The sequence below is a fragment of the Pseudolysinimonas sp. genome, from assembly GCF_051954455.1.
In the GTDB taxonomy this organism is placed as follows: domain Bacteria; phylum Actinomycetota; class Actinomycetes; order Actinomycetales; family Microbacteriaceae; genus Pseudolysinimonas.
On sequence record NZ_JBQCHS010000030.1, the window covers coordinates 63579 to 76453 of the forward strand.

Consider the following 12875-nt stretch of genomic DNA (forward strand, 5'->3'; position numbering starts at 1 on the left):
GAGCCCGATCAGGCCGGAGAGACGAGCAGGCTGAACCCGACGAGCGCCATGCCGCTGACCGCCGACACGATGCCGAAGCGGACGCAGTACACCTTCTGCTTCCACGCCTGCATGAGCGGGAATCCGAGGGTCGGGCAGCCCGCCCAGATGAGCGAGGCGGTACCCGCCGCCGCGGTCACGACGCCGAGCCAGAAGCCCAAGGCGGCCAGCATCGGGAGGTCGGAGGGGCGCCAGCCGGAGGCCAGCAGGGGCCCGAGGCCGACGGCCGACGTGACCAGGACGGCGGCGAGCCAGATGGTGCCGCTCTGGACGATGCGCTGCGTCTCGGCTGCCGGCGTGTCGACCGGATCGGGCGCGGCGTCCGTCGTGGGGTGCAGGGTTTCGACGAGATCGCTCACCATTTCACTATCCACCCGGGACGGTCGTCGCGCGTAATCGGAGCCATCGGCCGGCCTCCGTTCACGGCTCGATCTCAGCGATCGGGGCCTGTGGACAACTCCCGCCGCGCGGTCCGCCGCACGCGCACGATGGCGGCATGCGCGCACGACTGCTTCGAACTCTGCGGGACGAGCGGGGCGACGTCCCCGGCTGGGTGCTCATCACGCTCATGACGGCGGGCCTCGTCATCCTGATCTGGGGGATCGCCGGGCCGGCTCTCGGCAACGTGTTCGAGACCGCGCTGTCGCGGGTCACCGGCTTCTGAAGTGGGCGAGCGCGACGCCGGGTCCGCGGCCGCCGAGTTCGTCATGGTCGCGGCGCTGCTGACCGTGCTGACGCTCGGCGTGCTGCAGCTCGGCGCGGCGCTCCTCGTCCGCAATACGGTGCTCGACGCGGCGGCGGAGGGCGCGCGCTTCGGTGCGCTCGCCGACAACGCGCCGGACGAAGGCGGGGCGCGCACCCGCGACCTCATCTCGACCGCGATCGGACCGGGTTATGCGCGCGACGTCCGCGTCAGCACCGGGTCGTGGCGCGGGCATCCCGCGGTCACGGTGACCGTGCGCACGACGCTCCCCGTCCTCGGTCTGTTCGGGCCCGCGAAGGCGATGGAGGTGGCCGGGCATGCCGCTCGCGAGACGCTGCCGTGATCACGAGCGGGACGAGGGCTCGGCCTCGATCGAGTTCCTGACGGTCGGGCTGCTGCTCCTCGTCCCGCTCGTGTACCTCGTCATCGCTCTCGCCGCCGTGCAGGGCGGTGCCTTGGGCGTGGAGGGCGCTGCGCGGCAGGCGTCTCGGGTGTTCGTGGAGTCTCCCGACGATGCGTCGGCGGAGGCCGCCGCGCGCGACGCCGTCGACGTGACGCTCGCCGACTACGGGATCGCCGACGAGGTCGCGCGGGTGCGGATCGCGTGCGCGCCCGATCCCGACCGCTGCCTGACCCGGCGGGGCTTCGTCACGGTCCGGATCGACGCGACCGTGCCGCTTCCGCTCGTGCCGCCCGCGCTCGCCGCGCATCTGCCGCTGTCGGTCCCCGTCCAGGCGACGGCGACGCAGCAGGTCTCGCGCTTCTGGGGGGCACGGTGAGCGGGCGCACGCGGCGCGGCGACAACGGGTCGACGCTCCCGCTCATCCTCGTGTTCGGGATGCTCGCCCTCGTGCTGGTGCTGGTCGTGGCGGCTGCGACCGATCTGTACCTGGCCCGCAAGCGTCTCTTCACCCTCGCCGACGGGGCGGCGCTGGTAGGCGCGGAGTCCTTCCGGCTCGACGAGGTCCGCTCCGGCCCGGAGGGTGTCCGACCCGCGCTCTCGAGCGACGAGGTGCGCGCCGCGGTCACCGACTACCTCGCGGACGAGCCGATCGACGGGTTCGACGGGCTGCGGCTGGAGGCGGCGACGACGCCGGACGGTCGGAGCGCCGCCGTGACGCTCTCGGCCGAGTGGCGACCGCCGGTGCCCGTGCCGTTCGTGCCGGGCGACGTGCGGATCGAGACCACCGCCACCGCGCGCGCGGTCGTCAGCCGGCCGCCGGGGTCCGGTGCGCGTAGCGGGGGAGGTTCACCCGGAGGATGACCGCGCCGCCGAGCCCCATGATCCCGAGGACCGCCGATGCGAAGGGCAGTGACACGAGCGCGGTGAGGCCCGAGACGATGAGCGGGGCGAGCGCCCCGCCGGTGTCGTTGGTGAAGCGCCAGGCGCCGAGGAACGGCGCCGGATGCCGGGGATCGGCGAGATCGGCGCCGAGCGTCATGAGGATCCCGGCGCCGATCCCGTTGGCGAGCGACAGGAACACTGCGACGGCGACGAACCACGGCTCGCGCGCCGGGAGGAACCAGGTGAGCGCGAGCACGATGTGGCCGATGCCGAGCCCGATCATGGACGGGACGGCGACCCACAGCCGGCCGAAACGGTCCATGATCGAGCCGCCGAGGAAGAACAGCGAGAAATCGACGGCGCCCGCGATGCCGATGATGATCGAGGTCTGCGTCTCGTGCAGCCCGATCGCGACGGCCCACAGCGGCAACACGACCTGCCGGGCGGTGCGCAGCGCCGAGACGAGCATCGACCCGGAGCCGAGGGTCGCGAGCACGCGGCGGTTGGCGGCGATCGTGCGGAACAGCCCCTGCGCCTCCTGCTCGACCTCCTCCTCGCCGGCCGACCGGCTTCCGGTGCGCCCGGCGCGGGCTCCGAACATCCGCTCCGGATCCGGGAGCAGCACGAGCACGATCGCCGCCGCCGCGCAGCCGCCGACGTGCACCCAGTACGCCGACGCGGCGGAGCCGGTGAGCGCGATGACGCCGGCGCCGATGAAGGGCCCGATCAGGTAGCCCAGGCGGAAGGTACCGCCCAGCGTCGAGAGCGCCCGGGCCCGGTACTCCGCGGGCACGAACGTGGTCATGAACGCGTGGCGGGCCAGCGCGAACACGGCGGTCGCGACCCCGACGACGAGGATGCCGACCCCGAGCACGAACGGATTCGGCGCGAGGACCGCGGTCAGCAGTCCGAGCACCGACAGGACCGACGCGCCGATCATCGCGGTGCGCTCGCCGATCCGCGCGATGATGACGCCGCTCGGGATGTCGCCGACCAGCTCCCCGACGACGAGCATCGCCGAGATCAGCCCCGCGACGGCGAGGCTGGCCCCGAGATCACCGGCCGTCACCGGCAGGACCGGGATGATCGCCCCCTCGCCGGTCGAGAACAGCACCGTCGGCAGCAGGGCGGCCACCCCCACCGAGCGCCAGCGGAACGCGGGAGCGGCGGGGGAGGTCATCCCTCGATACGTTACCCGCGCTAACGATCCGCGGCTGCCGCCCCGGCGCCCGCCCGCACACCGAGCCCGCGCCCCGGAGCGCGCATCCGCCCCGCCGGTAGGCTGTCCCGGACATGATCGAGCTCGACCTCGGCGACCAGATCGCCGCCCTCCGCCAGACCTTCTCCGACATCAAGGCCGTGGTCGGGGTGGAGCGGCTGCAGGCGCAGATCGCGGAGCTCGAGACGGCCGCGGGCGCGCCCGACCTCTGGGACGACCCCGAGAACGCGCAGAAGGTCACGAGCCGGCTGAGCCACGCGCAGGCCGACCTGGCCCGCGTGACCGCGGTCGAGCGCCGCCTCGACGACCTCGAGGTGCTCGTGCAGCTCGCCGTCGAGATGGAGGACGAGGACAGCGCGACCGAGGCCCGGCAGGAGCTCGCGTCGCTCGAGAAGACGGTCGGCGACCTCGAGATCCAGACCCTCCTCGACGGCGAGTACGACGACCGCGGCGCGGTGGTCACGATCCGCTCGGGCGCCGGCGGCGACGACGCCACCGATTTCGCCGAGATGCTCATGCGCATGTACCTGCGCTGGGCGGAGAAGCACAAGTACCCGGTCAAGGTGCTCGACACCTCCTACGCCGAGGGCGCCGGCATCAAGTCGGCGACCTTCGAGGTCGACGCGCCCTACGCCTTCGGCACGCTGAGCGTGGAGGCCGGCACGCACCGCCTCGCCCGCATCAGCCCGTTCGGCTCCGCCGACAAGCGGCAGACGAGCTTCGCCGCGGTCGAGGTCATCCCCGTCATGGAGGAGGCGCAGGAGGTCGAGATCCCCGAGAACGACATCCGCGTCGACGTCTTCCGTTCCTCGGGCCCCGGCGGGCAGAGCGTCAACACGACCGACTCGGCGGTCCGGATCACGCACATCCCCACCGGCATCGTCGTCTCGATGCAGAACGAGAAATCGCAGATCCAGAATCGCGCGGTCGCGATGCGCGTGCTGCAGACCCGCCTCATGCTCCTCCAGCGCGAGGAGGAGGCGGCCAAGAAGAAGGAGCTCGCCGGCACGATCACGGCGAGCTGGGGCGACCAGATGCGCTCCTACTTCCTCTACGGGCAGCAGCTGGTGAAGGACCTGCGCACCGGATACGAGGTCGGCAACCCGGCGGTCGTGTTCGACGGCGAGCTCGACGGGTTCATCTCGGCGGGGATCCGCTGGCGCAAGCGCGCGGAGGACTGAGGCCGGGCACCGGGGAGGGTCGCTAGCCGCGGGCGCCGTCCTCGATCGGCAATAGCTCGAGGGTCGTCTCCCGCGCGAGCGGCAGGGTCATCTCGGTCGCGTACGGATCGCCGTACTTGCGCAGGAACTCCGCGTCCACCGCGGCGTCGGCGTCGCTCGCCCGGGCGACCGTCACGTCGGCCTCGATCTCGATGTCCTGCCCCGAGATGTGGGCGCCCTCGCAGGCCAGGATGTCGCGGTACCAGGCCTTCTCGGGCCCCTTCCACGACCGCACGAAGACCCGACCGCCGGTCTCCAGCACCCAGACGAGCCGCCCGGGGGACCGCTCGTCGGCGGGGGTGATCCGGATCTCCTGCACGTCGTGCAGCGTGCCCAGCTGCGAGTCGCTCCAGCCGCTCATGCGGTCAGGGTAGGGCGGAGGGCCGACCCGCGGTCAGTCCTGCGGCTCGCGCACAGGCTCCGTGACGACCGCGCGGACCGCGGCGGCCAGCTCCGCGCGGTCGGCACCGGCGAAGAGCGACCCGTCCAGCTCGGTGAGGGCCGCATCGACCGCGACGAGGGCGCGCGATCCGGCCGGCGTGAGCGCCAGAAGCGGCTCGTGCCCGGACCCCGAGGGCGCCTGCTTGACGTGCCCGACGTCGGTGAGCGAGCGCAGCAGCACCCGCAGATCATCGGGCGTGGTCCGCTGACGGCGGGCGAGATCCCGCGTGGAGAGCCCGGGGACCTCGCCGAGCTCCCGCAGGATCCCGTACTTGCGCAGCGACAGTCCGTGCGGCTCGAGCACGCGGGCGACCGCCAGGTCGACGTCGCGCGCGATGCGGAGGAGGTCGATGCTCGGGTGTCCGGGCGAGGTCACGCCGCGGGCTCCCGCACCGGCACGACGCGCAGCGCGGTCCCGCTCGACTCGACGCTCACGACCGGATCGACGTACTCGCGCGGGTACCTCCCGGCGTACGTCGCCTCGTAGGCCTCGCTGATCGCGTCGGCGAGCGACGGATCGGCGGGCTCGAACGTCCCGTCGTCGTGGACGCGCACCATCCAGATTGTCACGGGGGAGCGAAGCGAGCCGTCCGGTCGGCGGGACGCGATCCGGAGCTCGTGGTCGGTGTCGATCTCGTCGAGCTCCGCCGGGGTCCAGGTCGTCATGCCTCCATCCTCCTCCCTATGAGAACCGGCGCGGCGGGTGTCGCAACCGCGTTCCCGGTGCGACGGTGCCTAGCCTGGCCGCGCCATGATTCGTTTCGATCAGGTCACCAAGACCTACGCCGGGACGTCGCGGCCGGCCCTCGACGGTGTGAACCTCGAGGTGCTCAAGGGGGAATTCGTCTTCCTGGTCGGCGCGTCGGGATCCGGGAAGTCCAGCTTCCTCCGCCTCGTGCTGAAGGAGGAGCGACCCACCCGCGGGCAGATCCACGTGCTCGGCCAGCAGCTCGGGTCGCTGCCCAACCGCAAGGTCCCGTACTTCCGCCGCAACCTCGGCGTGGTGTTCCAGGACTTCCGGCTGTTGCCCAACAAGACCGTGTTCGACAACGTCGCGTTCACCCTGCAGGTGATCGGCAAGTCGAAGGGGTTCATCCAGGAGGCCGTCCCCGACGTGCTCAAGATGGTTGGCCTCGCCGGCAAGCAGGGCCGCTACCCGCACGAGCTCTCCGGCGGTGAGCAGCAGCGCGTCGCGATCGCTCGCGCCATCGTCAACAAGCCGGCGATCCTCCTCGCCGACGAGCCGACCGGCAACCTCGACCCGGCGACGAGCATGGGCATCATGACCCTGCTCGCGACCATCAACGCGAACGGCACGACCGTGCTCATGGCGACGCACGACTCCGGCATCGTCGACCAGATGAAGCGCCGCGTCATCGAGCTCGTCAGCGGGCACATCGTGCGCGACGAGATGGCGGGCGGCTACCAGACGCAGGCGATCCCCGTGCAGCGCCTCGACATCGACGAGAGTCTGGCGCCGCGCGGACCGTCCGCGGCGACCGGGCTCATCTCGACCGTGCGCCCGGATGCGGAGGCCGACAGCGGCGTGGCCGCGGCGGTGCCGCCTCCCGCTCCTGCGTCGGCGTCGGCACCCGCAGCATCCGCGCCGACGCCCACGGCGCCCGCGCCCGAGTCGCCCGCGCCCGAGTCGTCGGCGCCGGAGCAGCAGGCGCCGGAGCAGCAGGCGCCGGAGCGGCAAGCCCCCGAGCCGGCACCCCGCCCCGTGACCACCCCGATCGCCGTGCGCCCCGCGACGCCGAAGCCGGCACCGCAGTCCGCGCCGGCGCCTCAGGCCGCGCCCGCGCGCCGGCCCGCGTCCGGTGACGCCCCGCCACCGCTCGTCGACCCGCTCGCCGCCGACCGGGAGCGCAGCGCATGAGGCTCGGACTGATCCTCGGCGAGGTGGGGCAGGGATTCCGCCGCAACCTCTCGATGGTCGTGTCGGTCATCCTCGTCACGTTCATCTCGCTGACCTTCTTCGGCGCCGCGATCCTGCTCCAGTTCCAGATCGCGCAGACCAAGGGGTACTGGTACGACCGCGCCCAGGTGACGGTCTACTTCTGCACCGACGTCGACCTCGACGCGAAGTGCGCGCAGACCGAGGCGACGAAGGACCAGATCGCCGCGGTCGGCGCCCAGCTCAACGGCCCGACCCTGAAGCCCTATATCAAGCACGTCTACTTCCAGACGCACGAGCAGGAGTTCAAGAACTTCCAGCAGCAGTTCAAGGGCCAGGCGGCCGCTCAGCTGGCGACGCCCGACATCCTGCCGCAGACCTACCGCATCAATCTCAAGGACCCGAACCAGTCGGAGGTCGTGATCGACCAGGTGCACGGGATGCCCGGCGTCGAGAGCGTGGAGGATCAGCGCTCCGTCCTGGAGCCGATCTTCGCGATCATGAACGCCGCGAGCTTCACCGCGATCGGCATCGCGGCGCTCATGCTGGTGACGGCGGTGCTGCTCATCTCGACGACGATCCGGCTGAGCGCCTTCTCACGACGGCGGGAGCTCGGCATCATGCGCCTGGTGGGCGCCTCGAACCGCTTCATCGAGACCCCGTTCATCCTCGAGGGGGTGATCGCGGCCCTCATCGGCGCGGTGCTGGCCGCCGGCGCGGTCGTCGCGCTCGTGCAGTTCTTCGTCCAGGGCTACCTGGTTCCCTCCGTGGGCCCGGGTTTCATCTCGATCGGGCTGAGCGACGCACTCATCGTCGCGCCGATCCTGATCGTCGTCGGCGTGGTGCTCGCGGGGCTGTCGGCGTCGGTCGCGATCCGGCGCTACCTCAAGGTCTAGCCGCCGTCCCCGTAGACTGATGGGCTGGCCCATCGGAGGAGGTGCGAGATGGCGAAGAAGGATCGCGGCAACGGCGTGGTCGCGACGAACCGTCGCGCGCGCCACGACTACCTCATCGAGGACACGTACGAGGCCGGCCTCGTGCTGACCGGTACCGAGGTGAAATCGCTCCGGGAGGGGCGTGCGTCGCTCGTCGACGGCTACGCGTTCGTCGACGGCGGCGAGGCCTGGCTCGACGCGGTGCACATCCCCGAGTACACCGAGGGCACCTGGAACAACCACGCCCCGCGCCGCAAGCGCAAGCTGCTCCTCCACAAGCAGCAGATCATCAAGATCTCCCAGAAGACGGCGCAGGGCGGCTACACGCTCGTCCCACTGCAGATCTACTTCTCGGATGGACGCGCCAAGGTCGAGATCGCCGTCGCCAAGGGCAAGCGCGAGTACGACAAGCGACAGGCCCTGCGGGAGCGGCAGGACCGGCGTGAGGCGGAGCGCGCGATGTCGTCGCGCGGGCACCTGGGCGAATAGCGCGCGTTCCGATCCTGCCGCGACCGTCGCCGTCGCGTAGACTGGAGGGCCGCGCGGGCGACTGCGCGTTCACAACTCCACAGCGCGCGACACGGCCCACTCACCCGAGTGCACATGGGGATGATCGGTTTCGACATCGCCTGCGAAACTGCGAGAAGCGGGCCGAGGATGCAGGGTTATCTCGTAAACGATCTCTGCAAACCATAGGTGCCAATAACAAGCGCACCGCCTTCGCCCTCGCTGCGTAAGCAGCTCGGCATTTAAAAGGCCGTCAGCCCGGGGTCGTCCTCGACCCGGATCCTGGCGTCAGCTAGAGGACTTGCTGCGAACCTGAGTCTCAGGGGTTCGCGGGACTTTCACTGAGGCTGGGCTCGTCGACCTGGATGTCCGTGACAAAGGTCGGAGCCGAGCAGAACGCCTCCACGGACTGCGCCCGGAGAAGGCGCAGAATCACAGCGATGGACGGGGGTTCAATTCCCCCCATCTCCACCATCGGCCGGGTCGCGCGCTGCAGGGGTCCTCGTCCACCGGGTCCGCGAGTGCGAAGATCGATCGCATGAACAGCCTCCGGAGCTGGCGGGCGGGTTCGATCCTCGTCCTGGTCGGCGGAATCCTCGCGACGGCGGAGTGGTTCAGCTCGGGCCGTCTCCCCACCGGATTCGCCGCGGTCGGCGACCTCGCGGTGGGACTCGGCTTCGTCCTGTCCGGCATCGGGATCCGCCGACGCTACCCCGCGTGCTGGCTCCTGATGGTGGTCGGCGGGTCGTGGATGCTCGAGGGGGTCGTGCTCGCCGTCGCCGGAGTCGTTCCACTGCCGCGCTGGCTGCTCACCGCAGTCCTCACGCTCGTGGCCGTCACGACGGTCGCCGCCGCGGTCGGGATGATCGTGCGCGGTCGCGTCGGTGTCGTCGCCCGATGGGCCCTGGTGCTGCCCGCGATCGCGACGACCGTCATCCTGCTCGCGTGGGTGACCGGCATTGCCGTGCCTCTCGCCGCGTTCGCCTCCGCCGTTCTGGCCGGGCCCGCGGTCGCACCGATCATCGTCGGCATCGTGTGGCTCACCGTGCGCGACGAGCCACGACGCGCGCCCGAGCCCGCGATCGCCCCGAGCGCCTGAGCTACCTGCCCGAATCCTTCAGCGTTCCCGTCGTCCTCGCGGCCTTGCCCGACGCGTCGAGCGCGTACACGGTGCAGGTGACCGTCCTGTCGCCCGCGGCCCAGCTGTCTTCGGTCGGGTAGTAGTACGAGACCTGCAGGGAGGAATCCGCCGCCGCGATGCCGACGAAGTTCGCGAAGGCGTCGCCCTGGCAAGCCGTCTGCGACTCCGCCTGCACCGCATCCAGGCCCGGGTAGGAATCGCCCGACAGCGTCACCTCGGCGAAGGCCTCGGAGTCGTGCGGCTCGGAGCACGGCACGATGGCGGCGGTCGCCGTCGTGGAGCCCGCCGCCGCGTCGTCGAGGCAGTCGCCGACAGCGATGTCGCGGGAGCTCGCGTGCGCGCCGCTCGTCGCGCGCGTCGGCGTGGGAGTCGGCGCGGGAGCGGCGGTGGCCGTGCAGCCTGCGAGCGCAGCAGCGGCGAGCACGACCGCGCCGAGCGCGGCCCGGCGGTCGAGTCGGGTCACAACGCGGAAGCCTACGCGGCGGCCACGATGCGCAGAACGCCCCCGTGCAGGTGACCGTTGGTGGCGAGCAGACCGCCGTCGCGGAGCACGTCGTCGCCCCCGTCGAGCGTCGTGACCGTTCCGCCGGCCTCGCGGATGACCGGCACGAGCGCCGCGATGTCCCACGGCTTCAGGTCGAACTCGCCCGCGACGTCGACGGCGCCCTCGGCCAGCAGCATGTACGACCACAGGTCGCCGTACGCGCGGGTGCGGCCCACGGCGCGGCTCAGCTCGAGCAGCTGCGCGGACCGGCCCGCATCGTCCCATCCTTTGAGGCTGTTGTAGCTGACGGAGGCCTCCGCGAGCTCGGCGACGCCGCTCACCGCGAGCCGGCGCGGCTCGTCGTGCCCCTCGCGCAGCCACGCGCCGTGGCCCGTCGCGCCCCACCAGCGGCGGCCGAGCGCCGGCGCGCTGACGACGCCGAGTTCCGGCACACCGTCGATGACGAGGGAGAGGAGCAGCCCCCAGTTCGGCACGCCGCGCACGAAGTTCGACGTGCCGTCGATCGGGTCGACGATCCACTGCCGATGCGGGGCGCCCGCCGGGGCGTCGCTGCCGAACTCCTCGCCCAGGATCGCGTCGCCGGGCCGTGCGGCCTCGAGTTCGCGCCGGACGAGCCGCTCGACCCGCTGATCGGCGTCGGTCACCTGGCTGCGGTCAGGCTTCAGCCGCACATCGAGATCCTGCGCGCGGTAGCGGTCGAGCGCGATGAGGTCGGCATCCGCCGCGATCGCGAGGGCGAGGGCCAGGTCGTCGGCGAGGGCCGGGTCGTCGGTGCGGGCCGGGTCGTCGGTGGGAGTGCGGGCGTCGGTCACCCGGCCACGCTAGCGGGCGCTGGTTATCGTTTCTCCGTGCAGTGCGACTACTTCGACGCGGGCGTCTGCCGCAGCTGCACCCTCATGGGCGTGCCCTACGCGACGCAGCTCGCCGACAAGGAGTCCGCCACGCGCGCGCTGCTCGCCGCCTGGCCCGACCTGGACTGGATGCCCGCGGTCCCGAGCCCGGAGTCCGGCTTCCGCAACAAGGCGAAGATGGTCGTCGGCGGCACCGTGGCGGCCCCGACGCTCGGGATCCTCGACGAGCACCGGCATGGCGTCGACCTCCGTGGGTGCGGCATCTGCGCGCACGAGCTGCACGCCGCGTTCCCGGCGATCGCGGCGTTCATCGACCGGGCCGCGATCCCGCCCTACGACGTGCCGGCGCGCAGCGGCGAGCTGAAGCACGTCCACGTCACCGTGTCGCCGGACGGCGAGCTCATGGTGCGCTTCGTGCTCCGGTCGACGGAGGCGCTCGGCCGGATCCGCAAGCACCTGCCGTGGCTGGAGGAGCGGCTCCCGAGGGCCGCCGTGATCTCCGTCAACCTGCTCCCGGCCCACGTCGCCCTCGTGGAGGGCGAGGAGGAGATCGTGCTGACGGAGCGCGAGGCACTCCCCATGCGGATGCGCGCCGGCACGCTGCTGCTGCCCCCGGGAGGCTTCTTCCAGACCAACACCGGCGTCGCGCAGGGGCTCTACGACCAGGCGCGGGCGTGGACGGACCAGATCATGCCGGAGACGGCATGGGACCTCTACTGCGGTGTCGGCGGCTTCGCGCTGCATCTGGCCGCGCCGGGTCGGACGGTCGTCGGGGTCGAGGTGTCGGAGGCGGCGATCGCGGGGGCGCGAGCGGCGGACGTGCCGGGGACGTCGTTCATCGCGGACGACGCGACGGCCTGGGCCGAGGCGCAGACCGAGCGCCCGGACCTCGTCGTCGTGAATCCGCCGCGGCGCGGCCTCGGGGAGCGGCTCGACGCCTGGCTCGAGGCGTCCGGTGTGCCGTCGGTCGTCTACTCCAGCTGCAATGCGGTGACGCTCGCGCGCGACCTCGCGGCGCTGCCGTCGTACCGGCCGGTGGCCGCGCGGATGTTCGACATGTTCCCGCAGACGGCGCACGTCGAGACGATGGTCCTCCTCAGCCGGCGAGGGAGCTGAGCAGCCGGCGGAAGTCGTCGACGCGGTCCGCGCGCAGCCGCCCGCTCGCGACCGCCTCGTCGAGGGCGCAGTCCGGGGCGTCGGCGAGATGGGTGCACCCCCGAGGGCAGTCCGCGGCGACCTCGGCGAGGTCGGTGAAGGCGCGCAGCACGTTCGCCGGATCGATGTGGCCGAGACCGAAGGAGCGCACGCCGGGGGTGTCGATGATCCACCCGCCCGTCGGCACCCGCAGCGATACGGTCGACGACGACGTGTGCCGCCCGCGCCCGGTGACCGCGTTGACGACCCCGACCGCGCGATCCGTCCCGGGCACGAGCGCGTTGACGAGCGTCGACTTGCCGACACCGGAGTGCCCGACGGCGACCGTGGTGTGGCCGTCGAGGATCGGCGCGAGCTCTGCGAGCGGCCAGGCGCCTCGAGCGCTCCGCACCACGGGCACGTCGAGCGCGGCGAAGTTGGCGAGGAACGGCCCCGGGTCGGCAAGGTCGGTCTTGGTGACGACGATGAGCGGCGCGATCCCGGCGTCGTAGGCGGCGACGAGATAGCGGTCGACGAGCCGCGCCCGAGGCTCGGGGTCGGCCGCCGCGATGACGATCATCAGCTGGTCGGCGTTCGCCACGATGACGCGCTCCACCTGATCCGTGTCGTCGGCGGAGCGGCGGAGGAGCGTCGTGCGCGGGCGGATGCGCACGATCCGGGCGAGCGTCCCCTCCTCGCCGGTGGTGTCGCCGACGACGTCGACGCGGTCGCCGGTCACGATGGCCTCCCGGCGGAGCTCGCGAGCCCGCGTCGTCGTGATGACCCGCTCCTCGGCGCCGTCCTCGTCGGCCATGACCGTGTACCGGCCGCGGTCGACCGACAGCACCCGTCCCACGACCGCGTCCCCGTGGTCCGGTCGGGTCTTCGTGCGCGGCCGGGTGCCCTTCGGATTCGGGCGGATCCGCACGTCCGACTCGTCGAAGCCGAACGCGTCGTCGTCCTCGTCGTCGGGCGGCAGCCAGCTCACCGCGGACCCA

18 protein-coding genes and 1 other RNA gene are annotated in these 12875 nt (G+C 72.0%); 11 read left to right on the top strand and 8 right to left on the bottom strand.

What is annotated here, in order from left to right; translation table 11 throughout:
• Positions 1-8 precede the first annotated feature (8 nt).
• A complete protein-coding gene (locus ACTHM3_RS12995; RefSeq protein ID WP_440406530.1) occupies positions 9-398 on the bottom strand; it encodes a hypothetical protein in 390 nt (129 codons plus the stop codon).
• A 137-nt stretch (positions 399-535) separates the two neighbouring features.
• Here ACTHM3_RS12995 and ACTHM3_RS13000 point away from each other — a divergent pair, with 137 nt between their 5' ends.
• The 4 genes from ACTHM3_RS13000 to ACTHM3_RS13015 are packed head-to-tail and all read left to right on the top strand — an operon-like array spanning position 536 to position 2006.
• A complete protein-coding gene (locus ACTHM3_RS13000) occupies positions 536-703 on the top strand; it encodes a hypothetical protein (protein WP_440406531.1) in 168 nt (55 codons plus the stop codon).
• A 1-nt stretch (position 704) separates the two neighbouring features.
• On the top strand, positions 705-1085 hold the full coding sequence (locus ACTHM3_RS13005) for a TadE/TadG family type IV pilus assembly protein (protein WP_440406532.1): 381 nt from the start codon (positions 705-707) through the stop codon (positions 1083-1085).
• Positions 1060-1521: a hypothetical protein gene (locus ACTHM3_RS13010; protein ID WP_440406533.1), complete on the top strand. Its 462-nt coding sequence runs from the start codon at positions 1060-1062 to the stop codon at positions 1519-1521. Before ACTHM3_RS13005 ends, ACTHM3_RS13010 begins: the two co-directional genes overlap by 26 nt.
• A complete protein-coding gene (locus ACTHM3_RS13015) occupies positions 1518-2006 on the top strand; it encodes a pilus assembly protein TadG-related protein (RefSeq protein WP_440406534.1) in 489 nt (162 codons plus the stop codon). Before ACTHM3_RS13010 ends, ACTHM3_RS13015 begins: the two co-directional genes overlap by 4 nt.
• Here the strand turns inward: ACTHM3_RS13015 and ACTHM3_RS13020 are convergent.
• Positions 1951-3207, bottom strand: coding sequence for an MFS transporter (locus ACTHM3_RS13020; protein ID WP_440406535.1), 1257 nt, complete (start codon positions 3205-3207; stop codon positions 1951-1953). The two genes, ACTHM3_RS13015 and ACTHM3_RS13020, sit on opposite strands and share 56 nt — an antisense overlap.
• A gap of 113 nt (positions 3208-3320) precedes the next feature.
• Here ACTHM3_RS13020 and prfB point away from each other — a divergent pair, with 113 nt between their 5' ends.
• Positions 3321-4427 (top strand): peptide chain release factor 2, encoded by a 1107-nt coding sequence (prfB, locus tag ACTHM3_RS13025; RefSeq protein ID WP_440406536.1) that lies wholly within the window; start codon positions 3321-3323, stop codon positions 4425-4427.
• Positions 4428-4449: 22 nt separating this feature from the next.
• Here the strand turns inward: prfB and ACTHM3_RS13030 are convergent, their stop codons facing one another.
• Genes ACTHM3_RS13030 through ACTHM3_RS13040 form a run of 3 tightly spaced genes read right to left on the bottom strand, consistent with a single transcriptional unit; the run spans position 4450 to position 5573 of the window.
• On the bottom strand, positions 4450-4827 hold the full coding sequence (locus tag ACTHM3_RS13030) for a DUF2255 family protein (protein WP_440406537.1): 378 nt from the start codon (positions 4825-4827) through the stop codon (positions 4450-4452).
• Positions 4828-4860: 33 nt separating this feature from the next.
• On the bottom strand, positions 4861-5283 hold the full coding sequence (locus ACTHM3_RS13035) for a MarR family winged helix-turn-helix transcriptional regulator (protein WP_440406538.1): 423 nt from the start codon (positions 5281-5283) through the stop codon (positions 4861-4863).
• Positions 5280-5573 (bottom strand): DUF2255 family protein, encoded by a 294-nt coding sequence (locus tag ACTHM3_RS13040; RefSeq protein WP_440406539.1) that lies wholly within the window; start codon positions 5571-5573, stop codon positions 5280-5282. Before ACTHM3_RS13040 ends, ACTHM3_RS13035 begins: the two co-directional genes overlap by 4 nt.
• A gap of 85 nt (positions 5574-5658) precedes the next feature.
• Here ACTHM3_RS13040 and ftsE point away from each other — a divergent pair, with 85 nt between their 5' ends.
• The 5 genes from ftsE (at position 5659) to ACTHM3_RS13065 (ending at position 9345) form a co-directional block, all read left to right on the top strand.
• Positions 5659-6786, top strand: coding sequence for a cell division ATP-binding protein FtsE (gene ftsE, locus ACTHM3_RS13045; RefSeq protein ID WP_440406540.1), 1128 nt, complete (start codon positions 5659-5661; stop codon positions 6784-6786).
• On the top strand, positions 6783-7700 hold the full coding sequence (ftsX, locus tag ACTHM3_RS13050) for a permease-like cell division protein FtsX (RefSeq protein ID WP_440406541.1): 918 nt from the start codon (positions 6783-6785) through the stop codon (positions 7698-7700). Before ftsE ends, ftsX begins: the two co-directional genes overlap by 4 nt.
• A gap of 48 nt (positions 7701-7748) precedes the next feature.
• Complete coding sequence (smpB, locus tag ACTHM3_RS13055) at positions 7749-8228, top strand: SsrA-binding protein SmpB (RefSeq protein ID WP_440406542.1); 480 nt, start codon at positions 7749-7751, stop codon at positions 8226-8228.
• 116 nt (positions 8229-8344) lie between these two features.
• Positions 8345-8720, top strand: a transfer-messenger RNA (tmRNA) gene (gene ssrA, locus ACTHM3_RS13060).
• 64 nt (positions 8721-8784) lie between these two features.
• Positions 8785-9345, top strand: a complete 561-nt coding sequence (locus ACTHM3_RS13065) for a hypothetical protein (RefSeq protein ID WP_440406543.1) — start codon at positions 8785-8787, stop codon at positions 9343-9345.
• Between the two features lies 1 nt (position 9346).
• Here ACTHM3_RS13065 and ACTHM3_RS13070 read toward each other — a convergent pair whose 3' ends face one another.
• Positions 9347-9850, bottom strand: a complete 504-nt coding sequence (locus tag ACTHM3_RS13070) for a septum formation family protein (RefSeq protein ID WP_440406544.1) — start codon at positions 9848-9850, stop codon at positions 9347-9349.
• Between the two features lie 11 nt (positions 9851-9861).
• Positions 9862-10704, bottom strand: coding sequence for an inositol monophosphatase family protein (locus tag ACTHM3_RS13075; RefSeq protein ID WP_440406545.1), 843 nt, complete (start codon positions 10702-10704; stop codon positions 9862-9864).
• Between the two features lie 36 nt (positions 10705-10740).
• Between ACTHM3_RS13075 and rlmC the strand changes: the two genes are divergently transcribed.
• A complete protein-coding gene (gene rlmC, locus ACTHM3_RS13080; protein ID WP_440406546.1) occupies positions 10741-11859 on the top strand; it encodes a 23S rRNA (uracil(747)-C(5))-methyltransferase RlmC in 1119 nt (372 codons plus the stop codon).
• On the opposite strand, the gene rsgA is transcribed toward rlmC, so the two are convergent.
• Positions 11840-12865, bottom strand: a complete 1026-nt coding sequence (gene rsgA, locus ACTHM3_RS13085) for a ribosome small subunit-dependent GTPase A (RefSeq protein WP_440406547.1) — start codon at positions 12863-12865, stop codon at positions 11840-11842. The two genes, rlmC and rsgA, sit on opposite strands and share 20 nt — an antisense overlap.
• Positions 12866-12875: the final 10 nt, after the last annotated feature.

Bases quoted from the DNA above. Each gene is read 5' to 3' on its own strand.
- ACTHM3_RS13030 (WP_440406537.1), bottom strand. From the start codon at position 4,827: ATGAGCGGCTGGAGCGACTCGCAGCTGGGCACGCTGCACGACGTGCAG.
- ACTHM3_RS13000 (WP_440406531.1), top strand. From the start codon at position 536: ATGCGCGCACGACTGCTTCGAACTCTGCGGGACGAGCGGGGCGACGTC.
- ftsX (WP_440406541.1), top strand. From the start codon at position 6,783: ATGAGGCTCGGACTGATCCTCGGCGAGGTGGGGCAGGGATTCCGCCGC.
- prfB (WP_440406536.1), top strand. From the start codon at position 3,321: ATGATCGAGCTCGACCTCGGCGACCAGATCGCCGCCCTCCGCCAGACC.
- ACTHM3_RS13065 (WP_440406543.1), top strand. From the start codon at position 8,785: ATGAACAGCCTCCGGAGCTGGCGGGCGGGTTCGATCCTCGTCCTGGTC.
- ACTHM3_RS13040 (WP_440406539.1), bottom strand. From the start codon at position 5,573: ATGACGACCTGGACCCCGGCGGAGCTCGACGAGATCGACACCGACCAC.
- smpB (WP_440406542.1), top strand. From the start codon at position 7,749: ATGGCGAAGAAGGATCGCGGCAACGGCGTGGTCGCGACGAACCGTCGC.
- ACTHM3_RS13020 (WP_440406535.1), bottom strand. From the start codon at position 3,207: ATGACCTCCCCCGCCGCTCCCGCGTTCCGCTGGCGCTCGGTGGGGGTG.
- ftsE (WP_440406540.1), top strand. From the start codon at position 5,659: ATGATTCGTTTCGATCAGGTCACCAAGACCTACGCCGGGACGTCGCGG.
- ACTHM3_RS13010 (WP_440406533.1), top strand. From the start codon at position 1,060: ATGCCGCTCGCGAGACGCTGCCGTGATCACGAGCGGGACGAGGGCTCG.